This window comes from Psychrobacter sp. Ps7, from assembly GCF_022129225.1.
Lineage (GTDB): Bacteria > Pseudomonadota > Gammaproteobacteria > Pseudomonadales > Moraxellaceae > Psychrobacter > Psychrobacter immobilis_A.
On sequence record NZ_JADQAH010000025.1, the window covers coordinates 15,318 to 37,018 of the forward strand.

Annotated in this window: 19 protein-coding genes and 1 tRNA gene; 9 read left to right on the plus strand and 11 right to left on the minus strand. The window is 43.6% G+C overall.

The features are described from left to right. Positions 1–90 precede the first annotated feature (90 nt). From I3257_RS09395 to dinB, 4 genes are all read right to left on the minus strand, one after another. On the minus strand, positions 91–1,719 hold the full coding sequence (locus I3257_RS09395) for a FimV/HubP family polar landmark protein (RefSeq protein WP_238049568.1): 1,629 nt from the start codon (positions 1,717–1,719) through the stop codon (positions 91–93). Positions 1,720–1,770: 51 nt separating this feature from the next. Next, complete coding sequence (locus I3257_RS09400) at positions 1,771–3,525, minus strand: peptigoglycan-binding protein LysM (protein WP_238049570.1); 1,755 nt, start codon at positions 3,523–3,525, stop codon at positions 1,771–1,773. A gap of 111 nt (positions 3,526–3,636) precedes the next feature. Further along, a complete protein-coding gene (gene queA, locus I3257_RS09405) occupies positions 3,637–4,857 on the minus strand; it encodes a tRNA preQ1(34) S-adenosylmethionine ribosyltransferase-isomerase QueA (RefSeq protein ID WP_238049571.1) in 1,221 nt (406 codons plus the stop codon). A gap of 166 nt (positions 4,858–5,023) precedes the next feature. After that, complete coding sequence (gene dinB, locus I3257_RS09410) at positions 5,024–6,109, minus strand: DNA polymerase IV (protein ID WP_238049572.1); 1,086 nt, start codon at positions 6,107–6,109, stop codon at positions 5,024–5,026. A gap of 508 nt (positions 6,110–6,617) precedes the next feature. Here dinB and I3257_RS09415 point away from each other — a divergent pair. Continuing rightward, positions 6,618–6,863: a hypothetical protein gene (locus tag I3257_RS09415; protein ID WP_238049573.1), complete on the plus strand. Its 246-nt coding sequence runs from the start codon at positions 6,618–6,620 to the stop codon at positions 6,861–6,863. Between the two features lie 65 nt (positions 6,864–6,928). Here I3257_RS09415 and I3257_RS09420 read toward each other — a convergent pair. Beyond that, positions 6,929–7,014 (minus strand) — tRNA-Leu (locus I3257_RS09420). 143 nt (positions 7,015–7,157) lie between these two features. Beyond that, positions 7,158–7,931 carry a ferredoxin--NADP reductase gene (locus tag I3257_RS09425; protein WP_045452050.1) on the minus strand — a complete coding sequence of 258 codons (774 nt, stop codon included), beginning with the start codon at positions 7,929–7,931 and terminating at the stop codon, positions 7,158–7,160. A 503-nt stretch (positions 7,932–8,434) separates the two neighbouring features. Here I3257_RS09425 and tsaA point away from each other — a divergent pair. Continuing rightward, positions 8,435–9,307 (plus strand): tRNA (N6-threonylcarbamoyladenosine(37)-N6)-methyltransferase TrmO, encoded by an 873-nt coding sequence (gene tsaA, locus I3257_RS09430; protein ID WP_193009372.1) that lies wholly within the window; start codon positions 8,435–8,437, stop codon positions 9,305–9,307. A gap of 85 nt (positions 9,308–9,392) precedes the next feature. After that, positions 9,393–11,180 (plus strand): GspE/PulE family protein, encoded by a 1,788-nt coding sequence (locus I3257_RS09435; protein ID WP_193009371.1) that lies wholly within the window; start codon positions 9,393–9,395, stop codon positions 11,178–11,180. A 53-nt stretch (positions 11,181–11,233) separates the two neighbouring features. Here I3257_RS09435 and I3257_RS09440 read toward each other — a convergent pair whose 3' ends face one another. Next, positions 11,234–11,899, minus strand: a complete 666-nt coding sequence (locus I3257_RS09440; RefSeq protein WP_238049574.1) for an acyltransferase — start codon at positions 11,897–11,899, stop codon at positions 11,234–11,236. A 212-nt stretch (positions 11,900–12,111) separates the two neighbouring features. Here I3257_RS09440 and I3257_RS09445 point away from each other — a divergent pair, with 212 nt between their 5' ends. The 6 genes from I3257_RS09445 (at position 12,112) to gspK (ending at position 17,276) form a co-directional block, all read left to right on the plus strand. Beyond that, positions 12,112–12,900, plus strand: a complete 789-nt coding sequence (locus tag I3257_RS09445; protein WP_193009369.1) for a TatD family hydrolase — start codon at positions 12,112–12,114, stop codon at positions 12,898–12,900. Positions 12,901–13,133: 233 nt separating this feature from the next. Continuing rightward, entirely contained in the window at positions 13,134–13,817 is a 684-nt protein-coding gene (locus tag I3257_RS09450) for a TetR/AcrR family transcriptional regulator (RefSeq protein ID WP_045446854.1), read from the plus strand. A gap of 175 nt (positions 13,818–13,992) precedes the next feature. Beyond that, positions 13,993–14,820 carry a prepilin-type N-terminal cleavage/methylation domain-containing protein gene (locus tag I3257_RS09455; protein WP_226950202.1) on the plus strand — a complete coding sequence of 276 codons (828 nt, stop codon included), beginning with the start codon at positions 13,993–13,995 and terminating at the stop codon, positions 14,818–14,820. Positions 14,821–14,823: 3 nt separating this feature from the next. Further along, a complete protein-coding gene (gspI, locus tag I3257_RS09460; RefSeq protein WP_238049575.1) occupies positions 14,824–15,318 on the plus strand; it encodes a type II secretion system minor pseudopilin GspI in 495 nt (164 codons plus the stop codon). Further along, positions 15,315–16,169, plus strand: coding sequence for a type II secretion system minor pseudopilin GspJ (gene gspJ / locus I3257_RS09465; protein ID WP_238049576.1), 855 nt, complete (start codon positions 15,315–15,317; stop codon positions 16,167–16,169). Before gspI ends, gspJ begins: the two co-directional genes overlap by 4 nt. Before the next feature lie 39 nt (positions 16,170–16,208). Beyond that, entirely contained in the window at positions 16,209–17,276 is a 1,068-nt protein-coding gene (gspK, locus tag I3257_RS09470) for a type II secretion system minor pseudopilin GspK (RefSeq protein WP_238049577.1), read from the plus strand. Between the two features lie 57 nt (positions 17,277–17,333). Here the strand turns inward: gspK and I3257_RS09475 are convergent, their stop codons facing one another. From I3257_RS09475 to ychF, 4 genes are all read right to left on the minus strand, one after another. Beyond that, complete coding sequence (locus I3257_RS09475; protein WP_045446867.1) at positions 17,334–18,014, minus strand: TetR family transcriptional regulator; 681 nt, start codon at positions 18,012–18,014, stop codon at positions 17,334–17,336. Positions 18,015–18,118: 104 nt separating this feature from the next. Next, positions 18,119–19,540 carry a deoxyguanosinetriphosphate triphosphohydrolase gene (locus tag I3257_RS09480; protein WP_238049578.1) on the minus strand — a complete coding sequence of 474 codons (1,422 nt, stop codon included), beginning with the start codon at positions 19,538–19,540 and terminating at the stop codon, positions 18,119–18,121. Positions 19,541–19,606: 66 nt separating this feature from the next. Next, positions 19,607–20,164: a DUF2796 domain-containing protein gene (locus I3257_RS09485; protein WP_238049579.1), complete on the minus strand. Its 558-nt coding sequence runs from the start codon at positions 20,162–20,164 to the stop codon at positions 19,607–19,609. 128 nt (positions 20,165–20,292) lie between these two features. Next, positions 20,293–21,384, minus strand: coding sequence for a redox-regulated ATPase YchF (gene ychF / locus I3257_RS09490; RefSeq protein WP_238049581.1), 1,092 nt, complete (start codon positions 21,382–21,384; stop codon positions 20,293–20,295). Positions 21,385–21,701 lie beyond the last annotated feature (317 nt).

Consider the following 21,701-nt stretch of genomic DNA (forward strand, 5'->3'; position numbering starts at 1 on the left):
TAATAAATAGTATAAAGGTTAAATGCAAAAAAAATCAGCAAGTATTCTTAGTGTTATAGAATACTTGCTGACCAAAGAACGATGGGGCTTTTACGCAGTACGATCTAGTAATACTTTTGCTTGGTTCTGTTGATCAATAGTGCCCTGAATTAATACCTCGTTCAATAAGCGTTTGGCACTGTCGTATTCGCCCAATTGTAAATATTGGCCTGCCAAATCTAGCGTAACTTGAGTGCTATCTAATGATTTGACAAAGTCAAAGTCGGCCGCAAAGCGCGAGGAAAAGTCTTCTGCTGTTTCAGCAGCATCTTCGGCGGTAAGGGTACACTCGTCCTCAATTGGAGCAACTGGGCTGAGTGCTGTGGAAGAATGAGTATCAAATTCATTGTCTAATAAAGAGTTATCACCGAATAGCAACGGGGCTGTCGGTGTGACACTAGATTCTTCAGCAATAGCATATTCTGAATCATTATTATCAAGCGATTGTGCTTCGAGATTAATATTTTCAAAGCTTTCAGTCTCAAAGCTCTCAGTTTCGAAACGATCTTCTTCAATAATGAAGTTATCAATATCACTATTTTCTTCAAGTACAGGCGCTTCGCTTTCTGTTAATGTTTCTATGTTGTTTGGCGCATCGAGACTGTCTAAAGACAACGTGAAATCATTTTCTTCGTCATTCTGGACAGTGTTGATAGACAATGCTTCAGCAGTTTCTTCAACACCTTTATCGACATCAGTTGCTAGATCATCAAAGTCTAAGATGAACGCGTCATCTTCTAGCGTCATTTCCTCGTCAATACTATCAGGGCGTTCTGGAATGACAGAATCTGTTGCCTGCGCATCAGTTTCTTCAGATGAATCAAAGCTGAAGTCAAAATCACTAAGATCATTGAGATCATTATCTTCTGCGGACACCGCGACATCATTATCAGTTCTGTCGATATTGGCAGTGTTTAGGCTTTCATCATCTGTCATCTCTAATGATGACGTGACTGGTGCCGTATCAGTCGCCTCAGATGCGCTAATATTACTCTCTAAATCACTCAGCGTAAGATCAAAGCTATCTTCTACATCGTCGCTAGTAAGATTGGCCTCATAAGATGTGTTTGTCACTGCCGAATTAGACATGCTGTCATCTATCAGCGTACTAGGGTTATCTTCAGAGGTTGCTGGCTGATCAGATAGCGCGTTCTTACTATCGATTTGATTAATCGGTAAGTCAAAATCTATGCTTTCAAAATGGCTATTATCTTCTACGGGTGCCTCTTTTGCTGCGACTTGATTCTGCTCTTCCGAAAATAAAGCTTTTAACTCATCAGCTAGCGCAAGACTTTTTGAGTCGCTTTGCGTCTTGATGGCATCATAAACTTTGTTAAAGTTCTCTGGCTGATTAATAGTCGCGTAAATGCTGAGTAATTTAACAGACAATTGACCATCATTCGGTTTTTCGCTTAGGCCGCGACTGAGGGTTTCAATGGCTTTGTCATAACGCTGTTGATCCATGAAGCGCTGGGCAATCGTAATATGATCAAACTTATTGTCATCATCTTTGTGGCTTTGGGCAGGAGTGTTAAGATCCGTTTTTGGCATCGCAGCTGGCGTAGTGGTACTCATTCCCGGCTGCGCTGAGGGCTTTTGCGCTTTCTTTTTGTACAATAGTAAACCGGCTACTATTAGAATAAGTACCAATCCGGCGATGATATATAGCATATTGTCCATAGTTACTCCCACGCCTATGATCACAGCACACTGCGTTGATCAGTTAGGCAATTATTGATTGCGTAGTTTTTTGAGACGAGCTTGGAGCTCAGCCAGTTTTTGGTTTTGTAATTGAATTTTTCTTGTATAGCTATCAAGTGCACTGCTGGTTTTTGACAGCTGCTGAGCTTGAGCTGCTGTACTTTGCCTTGAGGCCTTGAGCGTGGCTAATATATCTGTGCTGAGACCATTACCTGTTACCGCTGCTGATGTTGCTTGGGTGCCATCTGCGTTGCCATTACGACCAGGTGCGAGCACTGAAAATTGTGCTTTTGGCAGCGTTTGTGTTTTAGTAATCATGGGTTTTTTACGCTGTTTAGCGACTTGATTTGTTTCAGACGGTTTTTTAGAGGGTGCTTTTGCGGCCTTTTTTACCACAGGTGTGTTTGCTCTGCGGCTATATTGTCTTTGCGCCTGAATCGCCGCTTCTAGTTTTTGTTGTGATGGTACAACATCGTAACTGGGCAAGCTAAGCTTGGCATCCGCTTTGAGTTGACCCGCGTCTTTATTAATAAAGGCATCAGGGTTTTGTGTCTGAATCTGCTTCATTACTGTTTGAATGTCTAAGTCATTTTCTTGCGCAATTTGCTGTGCAATAACCCATAGACTGTCGTTGCGCTGTACTTGATATTGGGACGCAGTAGTAGTGTTGGCAGCCGTACTGATAGAGGCGTTGTTGGTGACACTAGATGGGACAGTGGCGACAGCTGTATTGCTAGTGTCAAGACTGGCTTTTGGTGTACTCGCTTTGTTGTCACTCGGCGTTGGCATAATAGGAGAAGCAGTCATCATGCCAGCTTCTGATTTGCTACTTGGCTGTATCTGGCGAGTGACTTGAATATTCAAAATATCGAGCTGCTTATCAGTGACAGCTGTAGCTGATAGACTATTATCTATTGGCATGGTCTTGTTATTGACTAGGGCTGTATCATTCGCTACATTCTTAGCAGAATTGAGGTCGATATTGCTGTTACCCATTGTGGTAACGTTGCCATTTACACTCAAGCGACCATTGTCTAATCGACTGGTTGGATTACGAGCATTGTCGTTAGCGTTAAGAGTATTGTTAACGTTGTTTAAACGACCATTATCTAGCCGGCTAGGCGCATAAGCAAGATTGTTGCCTTGCGAAGTAGGAGTCGTTGTAGGTGCTTGGATATTAGGTGCTGGCAATTTAGACGCCACCAACTCGCTCGTTGACGAGTGAGTAGTCGCTAGTATAGGTGATAATGTTAATGGCGGCGGTGCACCTTCTCTAACGGTCAACGGTTTAGCCGTATTAGAGGACACACTGGGTAGATTGGGTTTCTTTGCGCCAGTAACGATATTTTTAGGCGCGTCAATGGGCAAACGGCTATTGAGCGGCATCAACAATGTCTTGGGAATGACGTTGCGTTGACCCTTATCATTTATGTTTAAAACCACATCAGCAAAAGGTGTGGATACAGGTTGTGAAGTAGTAATAAATACTTGACCGCTGGTCGCTGAGGTAGGTTTAAAACGTACGGTCATCGAATCAGTTTGGGCTAAGCCCATTTGCTGATAAATAGTAGAGTTTGCCAAACTTGCTGAAAAGTCAGCGGCTCGAATATCACTGACCACAATGCTCGCAGCTAGCGGCTCATGCTGGGCAGAGGTCACAACAGTCTTACCAATCGTTGCAGCTTGTGCACTCGATGCGAGAGCCGCATAGCCTACGGAACAAAGTAGTGCCATCGAGACCGCGCGATGTACCGTAGTCAACCGATGAGATAAATGACAAGACATGTGCAGACCTTTAAGATATAAGTTATCTGTGCTGTTATAACAAAATACCATTTAGTTTACCAGTTTATTTCAAAACTGTTGTGGACAATACAAAAAATGTTTGAGTATTGTCTAATCTCGCTTTCTGTCGAGCAGCATTGCATCGCCATAACTAAAGAAGCGATACTGTTCTTTAATCGCATGTTGATAAGCATGCTCAATGGCATCTTTACCCGAAAATGCCGACACCAGCATTAACAACGTTGATTTGGGTAAATGGAAATTGGTCAACAGTCGATCTATCACACCAAACTTAAACCCTGGGTAAATGAATATATCGGTGTCACCTGACCAGCTGGAGAGGGGCTGCCCATTAACGGCTGTTTTTTGATAAGCCGTTTCGAGCACGCGTGTGACCGTGGTGCCAATAGCGATGATTTGTTTACCATTCGCATGGGTTTGATTGATGAGCTCAGCAGTTGCTTGTGGTAAATGTGCATATTCACTATGCATGGTGTGATTGAGCAAGTTGTCCGTTTTTACTGGCGCAAATGTACCAGCGCCAACGTGTAAAGTCACAAAAGCCGTACGAATACCTTTTGCCGCAAGTTTGCTCAGTACCGATTCATCAAAGTGTAAGCTTGCAGTCGGTGCAGCCACGCTCGCAAGCTTGGTTGGATCATGAAAAACCGTTTGATAACGAGTATTGTCTGTCTCATCCGCATGACGTTCAAAGTAGGGGGGAATAGGCAGCTCACCATAAAGCTCTAAATGCGGCAAGATCGGCGCATCAAATGCTAAAATAAATAAGTTGTCTTGACGACCAATCATCACCGCCTTCATATGACCGTCAGCAAGCTGCAAGTGTTGTCCAAGTTTGAGCGCTTTACTGGCTTTAACATGGCAAAGTGCAATATGTTCTTGATTCAGGGGTTTGTCATTTGCAGCTTCTACAGATTTTTCAGCCTCTACATATAAAGTCGCTGTCTCTAAATCTGAGATATCAACCAAACGTTCAATCAATACTTCAAGCTTACCGCCAGTATCCTTTTGTCCGAAGAGGCGTGCTTTCATCACCTTTGTATCATTAAATACAATCAAATCACCTTCATTTAATAAGTCAGGTAACTCAGTGAATAAGCGATCTTCTACAAGCGTAGAGTCTTTTTGATTATTGGCGGGCAAATACAAAAGTTTTGAGGCAGAACGCTGTGAGAGAGGATAGCGTGCAATCAGGCTATCTGGCAGCTCATAATCATAGTCATCAACGCTCAAATAATTCAAATCATTGTTGTTTTTTTTGGCATCAATTGAGGCGGCAGTAGTAGAATCTATAGTGTGAAAATCGGTCATAATCAATCTTTAAATGAATGTAAATTTTGGCGTAATTGTAGCAGAAACGAGGTCATGAAAGGACAGTTTAGTAACGACTCATGCGCACAAAACGGTTTGTATATTAAATAGCCTAAGCATTAATTGTTAGAATGAATCATCAACAAAAGCGATAAGCGTCAGTATGTTATTCAAACAAATTTAACTGCGGCAACAATTGGGCGGCAGGTGCTAATGAAGAGAAAATAACACCGACTAAGCGGATAGGTAGCTCACGAGGGATGTCTAAAAACAGTTTGTCTAACCAATAATGGGCAGAATCAGCACTGTTAAAGGCAGTCGATAGCGTGTGTGAGCGGGTGATTTGAGTGAAGTCTGCGTATTTAACTTTTAGAGTAATGGTATAGGCGACCAGCTGTTTTTGTTGCAGTTGATGAAAAGCATCGGCATTCTGTTCATAAATTTGTATACGTAATTCATGGTTATCACTTAGATTGTCTTTGAATGTGGTCTCAGAACCCACAGATTTATGCGCGCGCTCAGATTTGACAGCACGCTCATCACGCCCATGGGCAATATCGTGATAAAACTGCCCACGCTTGCCGAACTCCTGCACCAAGACAGCCGCTTGCATTCGCTTGAGATCGGCGCCAGTACTTACACCCATCGCATGTAAACGCTTGGCAGTGGCTTTGCCAATACCATGAAAGCGCTCGATAGGTAGCGTACTGATAAAGGCATCAGCATCCGCTGGTGTGATAATTGCCGTACCATTAGGCTTATTGATATCAGAGGCAATTTTAGCCAGCATCTTGTTAAACGACACACCTGCTGAGGCCGTTAATCCAGTATGCGCTAGTATTTGTGCCCTTAGCCAGTTCGCCATCAAGGTCGCTGAGCCTTTATGAACATGTAGCCCTGTAACATCGAGATAGGCCTCATCTAGAGACAATGGTTCAACATGTGGCGTTAAGCGGTACATAATTTGGCGGATATCGCTACTAACTGCGCGATAAACCTCAAAACGTGGCCTAACAAAAATGACTTCTGGGCAACGTTTACGCGCCTCATAACAAGACATGGCAGAGCGTACACCAAATTTACGCACCTCATAGCTGGCTGCTGCGACCACACCGCGACCACTTGGATCGCCACCAACCACCAATGGCTTACCGCGCAGTTCAGGAAAGTCACGCTGCTCCACACTGGCATAAAAAGCATCCATGTCTATATGAATGATTTTACGGGGGCTAGCATTTATAGAAGTTGTCATACTCACTATTTTACCTGATTCAAGCGCTTTGATTGAGTATCAAAATTTAAATTTATCGATAGACTCCTTTGCTAGGTTAGTAGAACGCTAGCAATGATATATGAATAGTTTTATATGTCATAAATCTTATATATCATAGAGTTAGTTAATGATAAACAGAGGTGTTAATTCAAAAAAATCGTATTTAGCAAACATGTTTTTGCTCTTGAATGATCTAGGTCTACTGTAAATCAAACTCATTTGTACTCTTGCACCACCTGTCGTATCCACCTCACCGTTTGTCATAAATCTCACATTTAGATGTTACAGTTTTGATTCTGGTGTTTTACAATATAGTATCCGCGCTAATGGATGACTGTAAAACAGTAAGTAATGCCTTGTGCGCCTCTATGACCATGTAAAAAAGACATTGCTTATCGCTCATGCCAAGATCGAAAATGGAGTTTTGGTAAAATTAACTCTTTAAGGACTTGATATTAGAGAGTTTAGAATGACTAAGGAGCTGATGATGAATAATGAACTAAAAGGGAGCGATTTAACAAGAGCGATGCTAGCACGCGGCGATAAAAAAGTATGGTGTGCGGTTTGTGATGATAGTGATGAGCAAGCAATGATGGATCATTGTGGTAATGATTTTACGGCTTATATCGTATCATTCCGTGACGGACATTTTTATTGTAATGCTGGCATGCCGTGGGAGTTTGCCGTGCCCATTAGGATAATTGCGGTGCTGCAATCTGAAATAGAGAAGTAAGTATAGCAATAATATTACCGGCACAAAAAAACCTCCTAATGAGGAGGCTGATTTGTTACTAATATTGGTACCAGTGGTCGGACTCGAACCGACACGCTTATTAGGCAACGGATTTTGAATCCGTCATGTCTACCAATTCCATCACACTGGCATGTTAGAAGATAAGGTCTATTAGATAGAGATTATCGAATTGGGCTACAGGGTTAACTCTGTATAGGCTGCGTATTATAGCAGCCTATTTTTATCCGTCAAGAATTATTTGATATAATTTTCAATTAAATCAAAAAAAATGGTTTAACCTACAAAAGCGCGTTCAACGGCATAATCTGCTTGGACACCCATGCGTGGTGAAACGGTCAAACCAAAATCGTCCAAAATCGCTGAAACTTCAGCATTAAATGGCATGCTACCGCAGATCATGACACGGTCGTCTTCTTTATTCATCGGTGGTAAGCCAATGTCTTCAAAGAGCTTTCCTGAGGTCATTAAGTCAGTCACGCGACCTTGATTTTTGAAATCCTCACGAGTCACTGTTGGGTAGTAGATGAATTTTTCACGGTACCATTCACCAAAGATCTCGTCGTTAGGTAACTCATTTTCAAACATATCACGATACGCCAAATCATCGACATGGCGCACACCATGTACCAAGATGATTTTTTCAAAGCGTTCATAGACTTCAGGATCACGTGCCAACGATAAAAATGGCGCCAGTCCAGTGCCTGTAGAGAGCATATAAAGGTTTTTGCCGGGCAGTAAATCATCTAGTACCAAAGTGCCCGTTGGTTTTTTGCTGACCAACAGCTCGTCACCAACTTTAATATGCTGCAAGCGCGAGGTTAATGGACCATCTTGAACCTTAATAGAAAAGAATTCCAAGTGATCTTCGTAGTTCGGGCTAGCAATCGAATAAGCGCGCAATAGCGGTCTGCCATCGACAACGATTCCGATCATCGCAAATTCGCCATTACGAAAGCGCAGGCCATCGTCGCGAGTTGTCTTGATGCTAAATAGAGCGTCATTCCAGTGATGAACCTCTGTGACCGTTTCGGTGCGAAGTTTTGACATAAAGTCCTCGTTAATAAGTTGCTATCGGTTTTATTAAGTTTAAATGAGTGTTAAATTAAAATTTTCAATGAAAAAGGGTATAGAAGGGTAGTAAATTTTCAATCACTATTGGAACAGCTAATCGTTTAAAACCTCTATCATGCAAAGTAAGTAGCATAGCCGATGTTTTAACCAATGTGATGGGGCGATATTCTAACACCTTATTGAGCATTTAAAATCAGGAGAGGGACTGATAAGGTCTAAGGATAGATACGACTGAATCTGTCACCTGCCAAACCACGACAATGGCTGTTGCTGGCTTATAAGGGTTGAAAAATAAAGGCTCTCATCGAATTTATGGCTCATAATACCAAAATTTAAAATAAAAATCCGTCTGGCAGCGACGATGGGGCATGATAAAATGGAATATCGTTAGTGAGTAATTTTGTATCACTAGATAATATGTGCTAAACGCTCTCATAAAAGCAGATGCTTACTATTGAACGGTTTTTTGGAGAAACATGATGTCCGATGATAATATCTCTTTGGCGGGTTACCACCATGCGCCAATGATTGGCTACCATCGCGCGCCGCTATCACAGAAATTTGGTGCGCCACGCCAGCCGAACTTGGTTGCGCTCACCAGTATCATTGAGATGATAGCGCCTTATGACTCGCCAGCAGCATTTGCCGGTTTAGACGCGTTCAGCCATATCTGGATCAGTTGGCAGTTTCATCATAACTATACCAATAAAGACAGTCACATTGGCAAAAGCGGCACTGACTTTCGTGCGCAAGTCCGCCCACCAAGGCTCGGTGGCAATCAAAAAATAGGGGTGTTTGCCAGTCGCAGTATGTATCGACCCTCAGCGCTTGGGTTATCTGTCGTCAAGCTTGAAAGTATCGAGGTTTGTGATGGGCGCGTGTTACTTATTATTAGCGGTGCAGATATGATAGATGGTACGCCGATTATCGATATTAAGCCCTATGTCGCTTATAGCGATGCGCTCAGCAATGTAAAAAGCGGGTTTGCGCCAACTGCGCCAGATTTATTAGAGATAATTATCACGGAGTCTGCTTACGAGCAATTTATGACGTTGGTTGATGCTGGACGATGCGATAAAAATGACAATGAGACTGAAAATAAAAATAATAAGAAAGCTATTCATGCAAAAAATAATAGTGTAGCGACGCTTATTCGACAAATGCAAGAGCAATTGCTCATTGCTGATATCGAGACTATTAAAGCATTAATTGCGCAAGACCCGCGTCCAGCCTATCGTCGCGCGGAGATCAATACGCCGTTTGTCATGCGTTATAAGTCTGTCGATGTGAGCTTCCAGTTGATAGAATCAGGGCAATTGCAGATAATGGCTGTTGTGAAAGTGAGCTTGTAGCGCCCAGTGACGCCATTACTGCCGCATGAATTATCCATAAATCACTCCTCAATAAATAACGCATCAATAATAAAAGAAGAAAAATATGTCTGCTCAGAAATATTCAATCGTGATTGATTTACGTTGGTGCTTAGATGAACTATTGGCAGATAAGGTAATTGATCAGCGTGGCTACAATTTAGTGATGACGAGCCGCCGTGATAAAGCGCAGCATCCACTCCTGACCATCAGTGAATTTGGTCTGCCAAACGGTCATGCACTCGATAAAAACGTTGAGCATAAATTGACTTTGGTATGGTTGAATCAATGGTTGGCTGCCAAAGCAGGCATGGCACTTGTCCGTATTGATCCATTAAAAGTCGATGTCCCAGCCGTGACCCAACTGATGTCCTTTGAATATGCCCGCTCACAGCATATTTTGCCCATTGAAGTGACGAATGATGAAGTCGTCATCGGTACAGACCAGCCGTTTTGTACGGAGTGGCAGACAAGTATCGAAAAATTAATCAAGTCTAAAAGCTATCGTACGGTTTATATCAATCCTGAGCAAATCAATCGCTACCGTCAAGAGTTTTACCAAGTCACCCAAGCGATTGCAGGAGCAAATAGTGTCCATAAGCGGGCGGCGGCTGATGTCACCAATGTTGAGGCATTATTGCAACTGGGCGACAATACCAACCCTGATGCCAACGATCAACATATTGTCAGAGTTGTCGATTGGTTGTTGCAATATGCTTTTGAGCAGCGAGCCAGTGATATCCATTTAGAGCCTCGCCGTGAGACGGGTAAAGTCCGTTTTCGTATCGATGGCGTGCTACATACCGTCTATGAGATGCCTTTGGCAATCATTGTCGCGGTGACGGCGCGGATTAAAATATTAGGACGACTGAATGTGGCAGAAAAACGCAAACCACAAGATGGTAGGTTGAAAACCCGTACGCCAAAGGGTCTAGAAACTGAGCTGCGCCTATCGACGATGCCGACAGCCTTTGGCGAAAAGCTGGTGATGCGGGTATTTGACCCTGAAGTGCTGGTGCGCTCGTTTGCTCAGCTTGGTTTGTCAGGTAAACAGCTCGATACTTGGCATGAGCTGACAGCGCATCCCAACGGTATTATTTTGGTCACAGGGCCAACGGGTTCAGGTAAGACTACGACGTTGTACAGTACGCTTAAGCAGCTCGCCACAGAACAAGTTAACGTTTGTACGATTGAAGATCCTATCGAGATGATTGAACCAGCTTTCAACCAAATGCAGGTTAATCCAGGGGTTGATTTGCACTTTGCCGATGGTATTCGCTCTTTGATGCGCCAAGACCCAGATATCATTATGGTTGGTGAGATTCGCGATGCCGAAACCGCCAATATGGCAGTACAAGCATCACTCACTGGACATTTGGTACTCTCGACGTTGCATACCAATGATGCACCAAGCTCACTTACTCGCTTGCATGATTTGGGCATTCAGCCGTTTTTAACCTCAGCGACGATATTAGGCGTCATGGCGCAGCGTTTGCTACGCACCTTATGTCCGCATTGCAAAAAAGCTCTAGACGTAATCCCAGACAGTGAAATTGCTATTCAGTGGCAGGAATTGGTTCAGCCTTGGCGTGCGCCCGCTCCAGCGCAAATTTATACGGCGCAAGGCTGCGAGCATTGTCGCCATACGGGCTATCAAGGTCGCGTTGGTCTGTACGAGATCATGCCGTTGTCAAATGAGCTAAAAAAACTGGTCGCCGCCGATGCCAATTTAGATGTGCTTAAGCAGCAAGCGTACCGCGAAGGTGTGCAGCCATTGCGCTTATCGGGTGCAAAGCGTATTAGTGAAGGGCTGACGACCATAGAAGAAGTAATGCGAGTGGTGCCATTGCATTGACATCAAACGGCTAACGCTCGCTGTAGTAAAACGTTGCCTTGTAACTTAACTCTTTAACGCTCCCAGCGTACATTTTGGCGAATAATTTTGGCTGGTGTACCAGCAATCATGCAGTTGGGCGTCTCAACTGGTTTATTGACAAATGCCCCTGCTGCAATAATACAACCACTGGCGATAGAGACGTTCTTAGAAATGGTCAAATTGGCGGCAATCCAAATATGGTCTCCTAAACTGACGTCTGTATGTGCCTTATTCACTCGCGCGTTAGTGTCTATATCATAGACCTTGTGAACGTCAGTCGCTCGAATTTCGATACCACGTGATATCATGCATGATTGACCAATGGTCACACTTTTATCGCGCGCCAAAATATAGCAATCAATAGCGGTGGTATTATTGCCGATATAAATATGCAGATGATTACCGACAACCAATAATCGCCCCGAGAATTTAACGTGCTCTCCAATCGTGACTTGATTGTGATTGCCGTTGATGTCAATTTTTAACTGATTAAATTTGCCGCCTTTACCGATAGTAATTTGATTGTCATGACCTTTACGAATAGTGATGGTCGAATTGCCAATGATGCGTGCATCTTTGGCGATATTGATATGATTATTGAGCCCTTTGTCTTGTAATAAAAACCGCTTTTTATAGAGCTGTTTGGGTAATAATGTTTTTATAATCGGAGAAAGGCTGATGGTTTTTTTATGGTTCATAATGATGGGCTTATGAAAAGTGAGTAGAAGGTGTAATGTTTTTACTAGCGATGACTTTTATGATTGATTGGCTGTTTTAAATATGGTTGAGGAGCGTGTTGATAGTGTACCGCTAAACTTTGCTTGAAAACAGCTGCCTTTGGAGCAATCAATACTCTAAGGTTTTAAACCTAATATTTTTTATTCATTCATGTTTATTAACGAGATTACTTATGTTTACTGATAGCCATTGCCATCTTAATCGCTTAGATTTAACCAAGTATGATGGTCAATTGTCTGGCGCGATTGACGCGATGAAAGCTGCCAATGTCACTCGGGCAATGGCAATTATGTGTGATTTTGCCGAATATGATGAGATTGCTCATATTGTCAGCACCTATAGCGATGAGGCGCTAAATCTTGGCATGAGCGTCGGTATTCATCCTTGTGAGGACATTAGTGTCTTACAATCAGCGACGGTTGAGCGTTTGATCGAAACCGCTGATGCCGACCATGTATGGGCGATTGGGGAGACAGGATTAGATTATTACTGGTCAACGGAAAACAAAAAAGAGCAGCAAGCCAGTCTTGCTCGTCATATTCATGCCAGTCAAAGCCTGCAAAAGCCACTCGTCATTCATATGCGTGATGCTAAAGAAGATACGATTGATATCCTAAAATCAGAAGGCGCTGAACACGGTATTATTCACTGCTTTACCGAAGATTGGGAGACGGCCAAGCGTGCACTTGACTTAGGGTTTTATATATCATTTTCGGGCATTGTTAGCTTTAAAAGTGCTCAAATGATTAAAGATGCAGCAAAAAACATGCCTAGAGACAGACTGCTTATCGAAACTGACAGTCCTTATCTAGCACCGGTGCCTAAGCGTGGTAGACCGAATGAGCCTGCCTACGTACCGTATGTCGCCAGTTGTTTGGCAGAGATGTATGGCTGTAGTAGCGATGATGTTGGGGTATTAACTGCAAAAAACTTTGAGAATTTACTGGCACAGTATCACTAAAATGGTTATGCTATGACCACTCAGTCATTTATGATACAGTCCTGTTGCTTTAGGTTATTTGCACTTATGATGTGGAGCATAAGCCTATGATTATCAATGACTATTTAGCAAACATAAGCATATCTCCTTTGGTGGTTTTCGAGCAGACTTTGTATGACCTTATACGCTTGTCGCCGATGCATTCATCCACAAGATGGTCATATGCTTAATCTTGTCAGGTTTTAGGAGAGATTATGAGTCGTCAGCATCAGTTCAAGGCACGAGAAGAGAATATCTTAGCAATGGCAGAGCAATTGCTACTTGAGTCGGGCGATGGTGATATTACTTTAGACAGTTTGGCAGACCAGCTGGATCTGGCTAAAGGTACACTGTACAAGCATTTCTCCAGTAAAGATGAACTCTATTTGCGTATTATTATCCGCTATGAAGAACAACTGTTTGAGATTAATCGTATTGATGATTGTCCATCAGCAGGCGTTGCTCGTATGATCTTTCAGCAGTTATTTAATCCACAAAAAGCCATGTTGCTCAATCAAATCGAAGAGCGTTTGGCTGCATCAGTGACGGGTCTTAATCGTTTATTTGGTGAGCTATATGATATTCGCCGTCAGCGTATGAAACGCTTGATTGACATTATCAGTGCGTATTTACAAGAGCAGCACAGTAGTTTGAGCACGCGCGACTATTTGTCCTCGATTTGGGCGATGGGTCAGGGCGGTGCTGGACTATTAAATTCAAGCTTTTACCAGCGGTATTTGGGTCGCCGTGATACCCTGCGTTATGCCTTCGTTCAGCAAATGCTTGAGTTGCCGAGCCATTATCCTGCGGCCGACGATGAGGTGATGGATGAAGATATGCAGGAGTTGGTCGAGCAAATCGATACTGAGTCAGAAGAGCACCGTAATACCAGTTATTAATATCTTTGTTTAACTTATGGTCTTTTAACCCAATTTTTTTAAATTCGTGTTGCTATATTCGTTATCGCAGCACGGTGCATCCATGCTAAAAATGGATATATGCTTACCAGCTGTACCGCCCAATTATAGTTTTATTCTTTATACCACAACCTACTCATAGGTTTATAGGTGCAATATGCCGGTCACTGCCAAGATTCCTTCCAGCTCAGCGGTCACTTGCTATTCACACTTAAGTCATCAATATTTGCAGTATAAAAACACGGATAGATGTCTCTTACCTCTGGTTTATCAGCATAAATCCTTTCTAGTACGAAACGCTCACATTTCCCCTTATGAATCCTCAAACTTTGCTCAGGCACAGCAGGGCTTTACCCTTGTCGAAATTGTAGTGGTGGTCGTTATTCTGTCTATCTTTGCTGGCATGATGAGCTTGTCGGTGGGCAGTAGTGAGTCGCGTAAAAACCGTGCTTTTTATGAACATCTAACGGATTCGTTGAGCTATGTACGGTTGTTGTCTGCTGAGCGTATGCAGCCGATGGGTTTGAGCTTGCAAGCAGATAAACAAGGTCAAGTAGCTCCTGTGATTGTTACTTTATCAAATCCTTATATTGCCTATCAGACCAATGATACCCCGTCAAATAGCATGGACAGCACGCCTAAAAATTCGATGGAATTGTCTGCTGACCTGACAAATATGTCGGGGGCGATGGGAAAGCAACAGCCAGTACCTAGCTGGGAGATTGAGCCAGAAGTCAGTTTGCCAGAGTTACCTGCTGGGGTTAGTTTAAGGGTGCAAAGCTTGGAGGCTGGCAATCTATCAATGCCTGAACAGGGACAAACATTGCAGCCTTGGTTTGCCAATCAAGCAGTCCCACAGATATTATGGTTTGGTACAGGGCAAGCAACGCCCGTCACCATTGAGGTGCTGCACAATTCGCGTCTGGTGGGCGAGGTCATTACCATTATGCCTGATGGTAGTATGACGATCGGACAAGGACTGTAGCTGATGATAGATAAGGATGGTATTCTATCTGCTGATATAAACAAAAAGCCAATGCTATCAAAGCATGAAAGCGGCTTTACTCTGATTGAGGTAATGGTGGCGTTAGCGATTTTAGCGGTTGTTGCTGTGGCTGCTAGCCGTGCCAGTAGTGCCTATCTCAGCTCAGTGGATGTATTACGCACACGTACACTCGCACATTTTGTTGCACAGAATGCAGCCGCTGATTTGCGTATTCAAGAGACATGGCTGACGGCCAATCGTACGCAAACGATCAATGCTCAAGGGCGTGATTGGCAAGTCGTGATGACGGTCAATGATGCCATTACACCTGCTTTAAAAGAGGTGAATATCGCTGTCGCACCTATTATAGATGGACAGACGCGCACCGCCGTGACTGATATCAATGTAGTATTGAGCAATGCGGAGCAAGACATTGGTAGTTTGGACTTAAGCAGTTTGGGCGCTGATATTGCAGGGCAGTCTGGAGGCAATCCGTGAAGTCGCAGCGTGGATTTACGCTACTTGAATTGATGGTTGCCATGGCAATATTTGCGATGCTGGCGGTGGCTGGCTGGCAGGTGTTTGATAGCGTCAACCGCGTCCGAGAACGTGCACAATTTCATGCTGATAACTTAGCTGTTTTGCAATATGCTTATTTGCAGCTACAGCAAGATATGGGGCAAATCATCCCTTATCAAATACCAAATACTCAAAATATCAGTGTGACAAATAACAGTACAAATGCCAGTGATAGCACAAACAATAGCGCCCAAACCAATGAAACAGTGCCTGAGCCTTTTATGAGCTTGGATGGTGAGCATGTCAGCTTTGTTCGTTTTGCCGACCCCGATCCACGTTATCAAAGTAGCATGAGTGTCCAACATATCGAATACATTTTTGCCGATGAGCGTTTAATTCGCCGCCAATATACTAGCATCGATGGTGGGCGCGATAGTATCAGCCTAGACAGTGTATTGTTAGAAGGCGTCACCGCAGGGCGTTGGCAAGCATATTTACCTGAACTGAGCACCAAATTTCCCAATAAAGACAGCAGTAATAACGGCAATAGCAGTACAAATACAACCTCTGGGCAAACGGCCAATGCCATAAACGTCAAGCCAGAAGTGGTTTTATTGCCCAAAGGCATTGCTGTCAATTTTACTTATCAGGATATGCCTATCACTTGGCAGTGGGCGCTTGCTCCCCAACCAATACCAATTAACAATACCAGCAAAAGCAATAACAATGCTGCTAATAATGGCAATGGTAGCAATAACGATAGTAGTGATAATACTAATAATGACAACCCGAATAGCAATGTAAATAACAATGCAGGAAGTAATATTTAACATGTACCATTGGGTCAATAATAAAGGCGGCTTAAGTCAATGACAGCGCACTCTCAGCGCGGAGTAGCGCTGCTCACTATCTTACTATTGGTGGTCAGCATTACCGTGGTAGCGGGGGCGATGCTTGCCAGTCAAAAGATTGCTATTAGGCGTAGCGGCTTATTGTTTGATCAAAATCAGCTGTCACAAGATATCAATGCTGGTCAGCAATTGGCCATCACGATGATTCGTGCTGACGATAAGCTGAATGACACAGATAGTGAGCAAGACATTTGGGCGCAGCCATTACCGCCTTATCTTTTAGCCAATCATAGCATCAGTATCGAATTGCGCGATGAAGCCAGTCGTTTTAATATTAATAACTTATATCAGAATGGCGCGGTTGATAGCGCCGCCTTAGCCATATTTCAAAGACTGTTGACACAATTAAATCTGGAACCTGATATTGCCATTGCTGTTCTTGATTATCAAGATACGGATAGCGACGTTTATCAAGATGGTGGTGATGAGAGTGTGGTTTATTCTCAGCAATCAAGTGGCTCAGCGAGTAAGACTTTGCCCAATCAAGCATTGGTCAGTGTCGATCAATTGCAAGAGATTCGAGGGGTAAATGCTGAAGTACTAGCGGCACTACGTCCTTATATTACGGCGGTTCCTTATTATGTGCCTATTAATGTCAATACTGCCAGTCCAGTTTTGCTGGCTGCGCTGATAGATGGCGCAACCAGCCAACAGATGCAGGGATTGGTCGATATGCGGGCAAAGCAGGCGTTAGCCTCTATCGATGATGTGTGGAAATTGCCGATGTTGAGCAGCTTGAATGATGATCAGCGAAAGGCATTAAAACCACTGCTTGCAGTCGATAGCCAAGCCTTTATGGCGCTTATTACCGCAACGGATAGTGCAAGTCTTGGTCAACAAAGACAACGGTTTGCAACCGTATTGATTAGTAAAATTGCGACTGATGTTAGCGCGGCAGTAGGGAGTAATGCGAATAGCAGCACGCCTAACAATAATAATGGCAATAATGAGAATGGCAATAATAAAAAAGCCAAAGAAATTAAGGTGGTGACACAGCGTTTATGGGCATTTAGACCCAGTTTCTAACGTTGAGCCACCTAAAAAGAGTCTCAATCAGTGCCGAGGTAGAATAGCTGACATCACCTAATCTCCTAAGTGCGTCTCTTCCGTAGATTTCCAGTTATAAGCCCCATAAAACAGCATCTGTGCTTGGCGAGTACAATTATGGAGCATCAGCTGTTTATTTTCTTCAATCTCGTTCAGATCGATTTCATCATCATGGTCTTCAGTATAAGTCAGCTCCAACCAATCGATAATCCAAGAAAAGAACATATTTACCCCAGCTTCAGCCAGTAGGCGACGGTCATAGGCATTGATATGAGTAAAAGCAGGCTGTAGCGCTAAATCATCAGCCAAGCTTTGAGCATGTTTTTTGACAAGTTCATTAATGGCTTTGCGTACAGCTTCTGAGCCACCGTAGCGCTCACTGACTAAAAATTGCCAGTAATAAGGCTGATCACTGACCATATACAAGAACAGCTGAATGCTCTTAGCAATTTGGCGATCAAAGCTACGTTTACGCCCAATTTGCAAGCTATCGCTTAGGATCGCCAGCGTACCGCCTAGCTCTTCTACCACCAATGCTCGACCAAGCGATTCCATGTCATCGAAATGCCGATAAAATGCGGTCGGCACCACGCCAACCTCACGCGTTACTTGCCGGAGGCTGATTGAGCTAAAAGACTGCCCTGTCATACATAAATCAAGGACGGCGTTAAAAAAGGCGTGCCGAGTTTGAAGTTTCTTTTGTTCGCGACTGCTCATAATATTTCAAAATTGTCCAATAAGGGTTTATCATACTCATTTCAGCGTAAAAATACGACTGAAATACGCAACTTGTGTTAATTTACTAGACCTGCACGGGTCTTTTAAACCATCGTACCCCAATGGCCTTGTAACTCTTGTGCCAATCGATACGCCTCATGATCATTCATCCCAGTGATAAAGTCCAATATATTTAAGATATTGTGATAGACACTATCTGATAATACCCGCCGATGCTCATCGAGATGTGGCTGTAACAACATTATTAGGCGCTGCTGCTCAAAGGACATGGATTGAAGATCAGATGTTGCTCTACTACTTGTCCAAGCCAATGGCATAAAAGCATCTAATAAACGATGCAAGCATTGATTGGCCATTAGCTCCATTCGGACTTTGCTTGGGTGATTGAATATTTTCTCACGTGCCAATTGCTTGGCCTGCAAGATGCCATTTTGCACATTTGCATCACAATGGGTAAATAGACTGCCTTGTAGTGTACCCGCCAGCAATGCATCACTGTTGGCAACAAAAGCATCGGTCACGGTATTGACCAAGCGCATCATCGCACGGGCTCGCAATGACGCTAAGCTCTGCCTGACAGACATGTGTACGGGCAGATTGATACTGTTAGGGCGCTCACCAATCAGCTCATAAAATATGGCGGCAACCTCACTATAGGTCAGCATATTGAGATTGATACCATCTTCTAAATCGATCAAGGCATAGCAAATATCGTCTGCCGCTTCTAGTAAATAAGCCAGCGGATGACGCGCAAAACCGTCGTGTTGCTCTGAGCGCGGCAAATTTAAGCAAGCTGCCAGCTCTTCTAATTGTGCTGACTCACTATAAAAGCAGCCAAATTTTTGTACATTTTGATGGTGGTGTTTATCATTGACATCGTTGCTGTGAGAGGCAAGCCACGGATACTTCATAAAAGCGCCTAGCGTTGCACAAGTGAGACGCATACCACCTTTATCAGGGTGGTGCTCATTACGCGCCAACAGTCGAAACCCTTGTGCATTACCTTCGTAGGCCAGCAAGTCCAAGCGCTCGTTGCTACTTAACTTTTGTAATATCGCTTGAGGGTCAGGCTGCCTAAACCAATCTCGAATGGCGTATTCTCCTGCATGACCAAAAGGCGGGTTGCCAATATCGTGAGCGAGGCACGCTGCTTGTACAATGACACCGACATCGGCTGGCGATACGCCTGCTGGTAGACCGCTGGCCAATTTATCATGGAGCTTTTCTGCTGCCATCATTGCTAGAGAGCGTCCAATAGAGGAGACCTCAAGCGAATGAGTCAGACGTGTATGGATACCGAGCTGATTGGTTAATGGATGGACTTGGGTTTTTTGATTCAACTGCCGAAAGGAGTGAGAAAATACCAGTCTGTCGTAGTCTTTGTGAAACTGAGAGCGAGTACTCGTATTGGTGTTAAACTTTTTGGCAGCACCAAGACGCTGCGAGTTGAGGAGATGAGACCATTGTGTGGTAGGAGACGGCAAAGAGGTTGGAGTAGTTAGCATATTGAAACATCCGAAACCAAGGGAGCCTCTAGCATAGCAAAATAGCGCCCTTGCTTGGTACAGCTACTAAGATTTCTGGCAGTTAAAAAGCACCTCTTCCTCTTCGATAGCTACATTGCTGCCCAATGTTTTATTTCGCAACGTTGCCTTGTCACCATTTACTTGCCATATAATGCCATGGGTATTATCTAATCCGATATCACTAGTATAGATGGTTTTTTCAGTACTGGCGTCGCTATCAGAAGTAGCGGTCAAATCGTATTCGATACCATCGATGAGTAGGTGCACTGTCTGCAATGGAGCATCATCATGGTAGGACACGCCGATAGTAGCAGTAGGCTCACAAGAGAATGGTGTGCTGTTGCTGGCATGTTCTGCATGATCGTGGCCTGCGTGCGCGCTTTCTTCGTGGCTATGACTTTCATGATTGTGTCCTTCATGACCTTTTTCCATAGCACCGTGCTCTTCATGAGCATGTTCAGCGTGATCGTCTACGGGCGTTACTTCTTCAGATACTACCGTATCACTTTCCGTATTAGGCTGACAGCCCAATAGAGAGCATGTCATCACACTGCCTATGAGCGCAGCACTGGCAAATCTAGAAAAAGAGAAATAGTCAGTCATAGTATAAGTCCTCAAATAGTAAAATAAAGATATGTTATAATATAACAATTTTAAGATAAAATAAAGCCGATGATGGAGAATTTCCAACATCGGCTTATTAACTATCAGACAGGATGTACTGCTTAAAACTACACGTTAAATCTAAAGTGCATGATATCGCCATCTTGCACGATATAGGTTTTGCCTTCTAAGCGTGATTTGCCAGCGGCAGCTGCGCCTTTTTCACCGTTGTATTCGATAAAATCATCATACGCAATGACTTCGGCACGAATGAAGCCGCGCTCAAAATCGGTATGAATCACGCCAGCTGCTTGCGGTGCGGTTGCGCCAACTGCAACCGTCCAAGCACGCACTTCTTTAACACCAGCAGTAAAGTAAGTCTGCATATCTAGCAAATCATAACCACCACGAATGACTTGATCAAGTCCGGCTTCTTCCATATCCATCTCAGCTAAGAAGTCTTTTTTGTCGTCTTCATCAAGCTGAGCGATTTCAGATTCGATTTGGTTGCATAGAGCGATAACGATAGAATCTTCGCCAGTGGCATAGTTGCATACCGCATCAAGGTAAGGGTTGTTTTCAAAGCCATCTTCACTGACGTTAGCGATATACATGGTTGGTTTTAGGGTGATTAAACCATAACTTCTGATGAGCTTTTTCTCATCAGCATCTAGGTTCGCTGCGCGTGCCGCTTTACCTTCTGCTAATAAAGGCTCAACTTTTTTAAAGATATCAAGCAATGCTTGCGCATCTTTGTCGCCACCTTTAGCCTTCTTGGTTTGGTTGTGAATGGCACGCTCAACGGCCTCTAAATCTGCCAATGCCAATTCAGTATTAATGGTTTCGATATCATCGATTGGGCTGACGCGACCATCAACGTGGACGACGTTGTCATCATCAAAACAGCGCACGACATGAGCAATTGCATCAGTCTCACGAATGTTGGCTAGGAACTGGTTGCCCATGCCTTCGCCTTTTGAAGCACCAGCGACTAGACCTGCGATATCCACAAACTCCATCGTCGTTGGCAATACGCGCTCAGGCTTAACGATATCAGCCAGTTTCTTTAGGCGTGGGTCTGGGACTGGTACGATACCTGTGTTGGGATCTTTGGTACAAAATGGAAAGTTTTCAGCGGCGATTCCCGCTTTGGTCAACGCATTAAACAAGGTGGATTTACCCACGTTTGGTAGGCCGACGATGCCGCAATTAAAACCCATAACATTCTCTCAATATAATAATAAAATCAGTTGGTATAAAGATTGGTTAAATGATAAATCAAAATTGGGCACATTGTAGCAAATTTACCTGAATAGGGGTGAGGTTGTTATGTTGTATACTGAGATTTTGCGTTCGGTCATGACTGGTAATCTTGCTGTTTTATCGATTATGGTAAGCTGTGCTATAAAACGATAGTTTGGCTTGTAGGCGTATGACAGGTAAGCGCCTACGACTCGCTAAACTTGACGAGTAATCTTCATTATTAACACCAAGCGCTCTCAGTCAAATCTGCAAACCACTATGTATAAATGCGCCG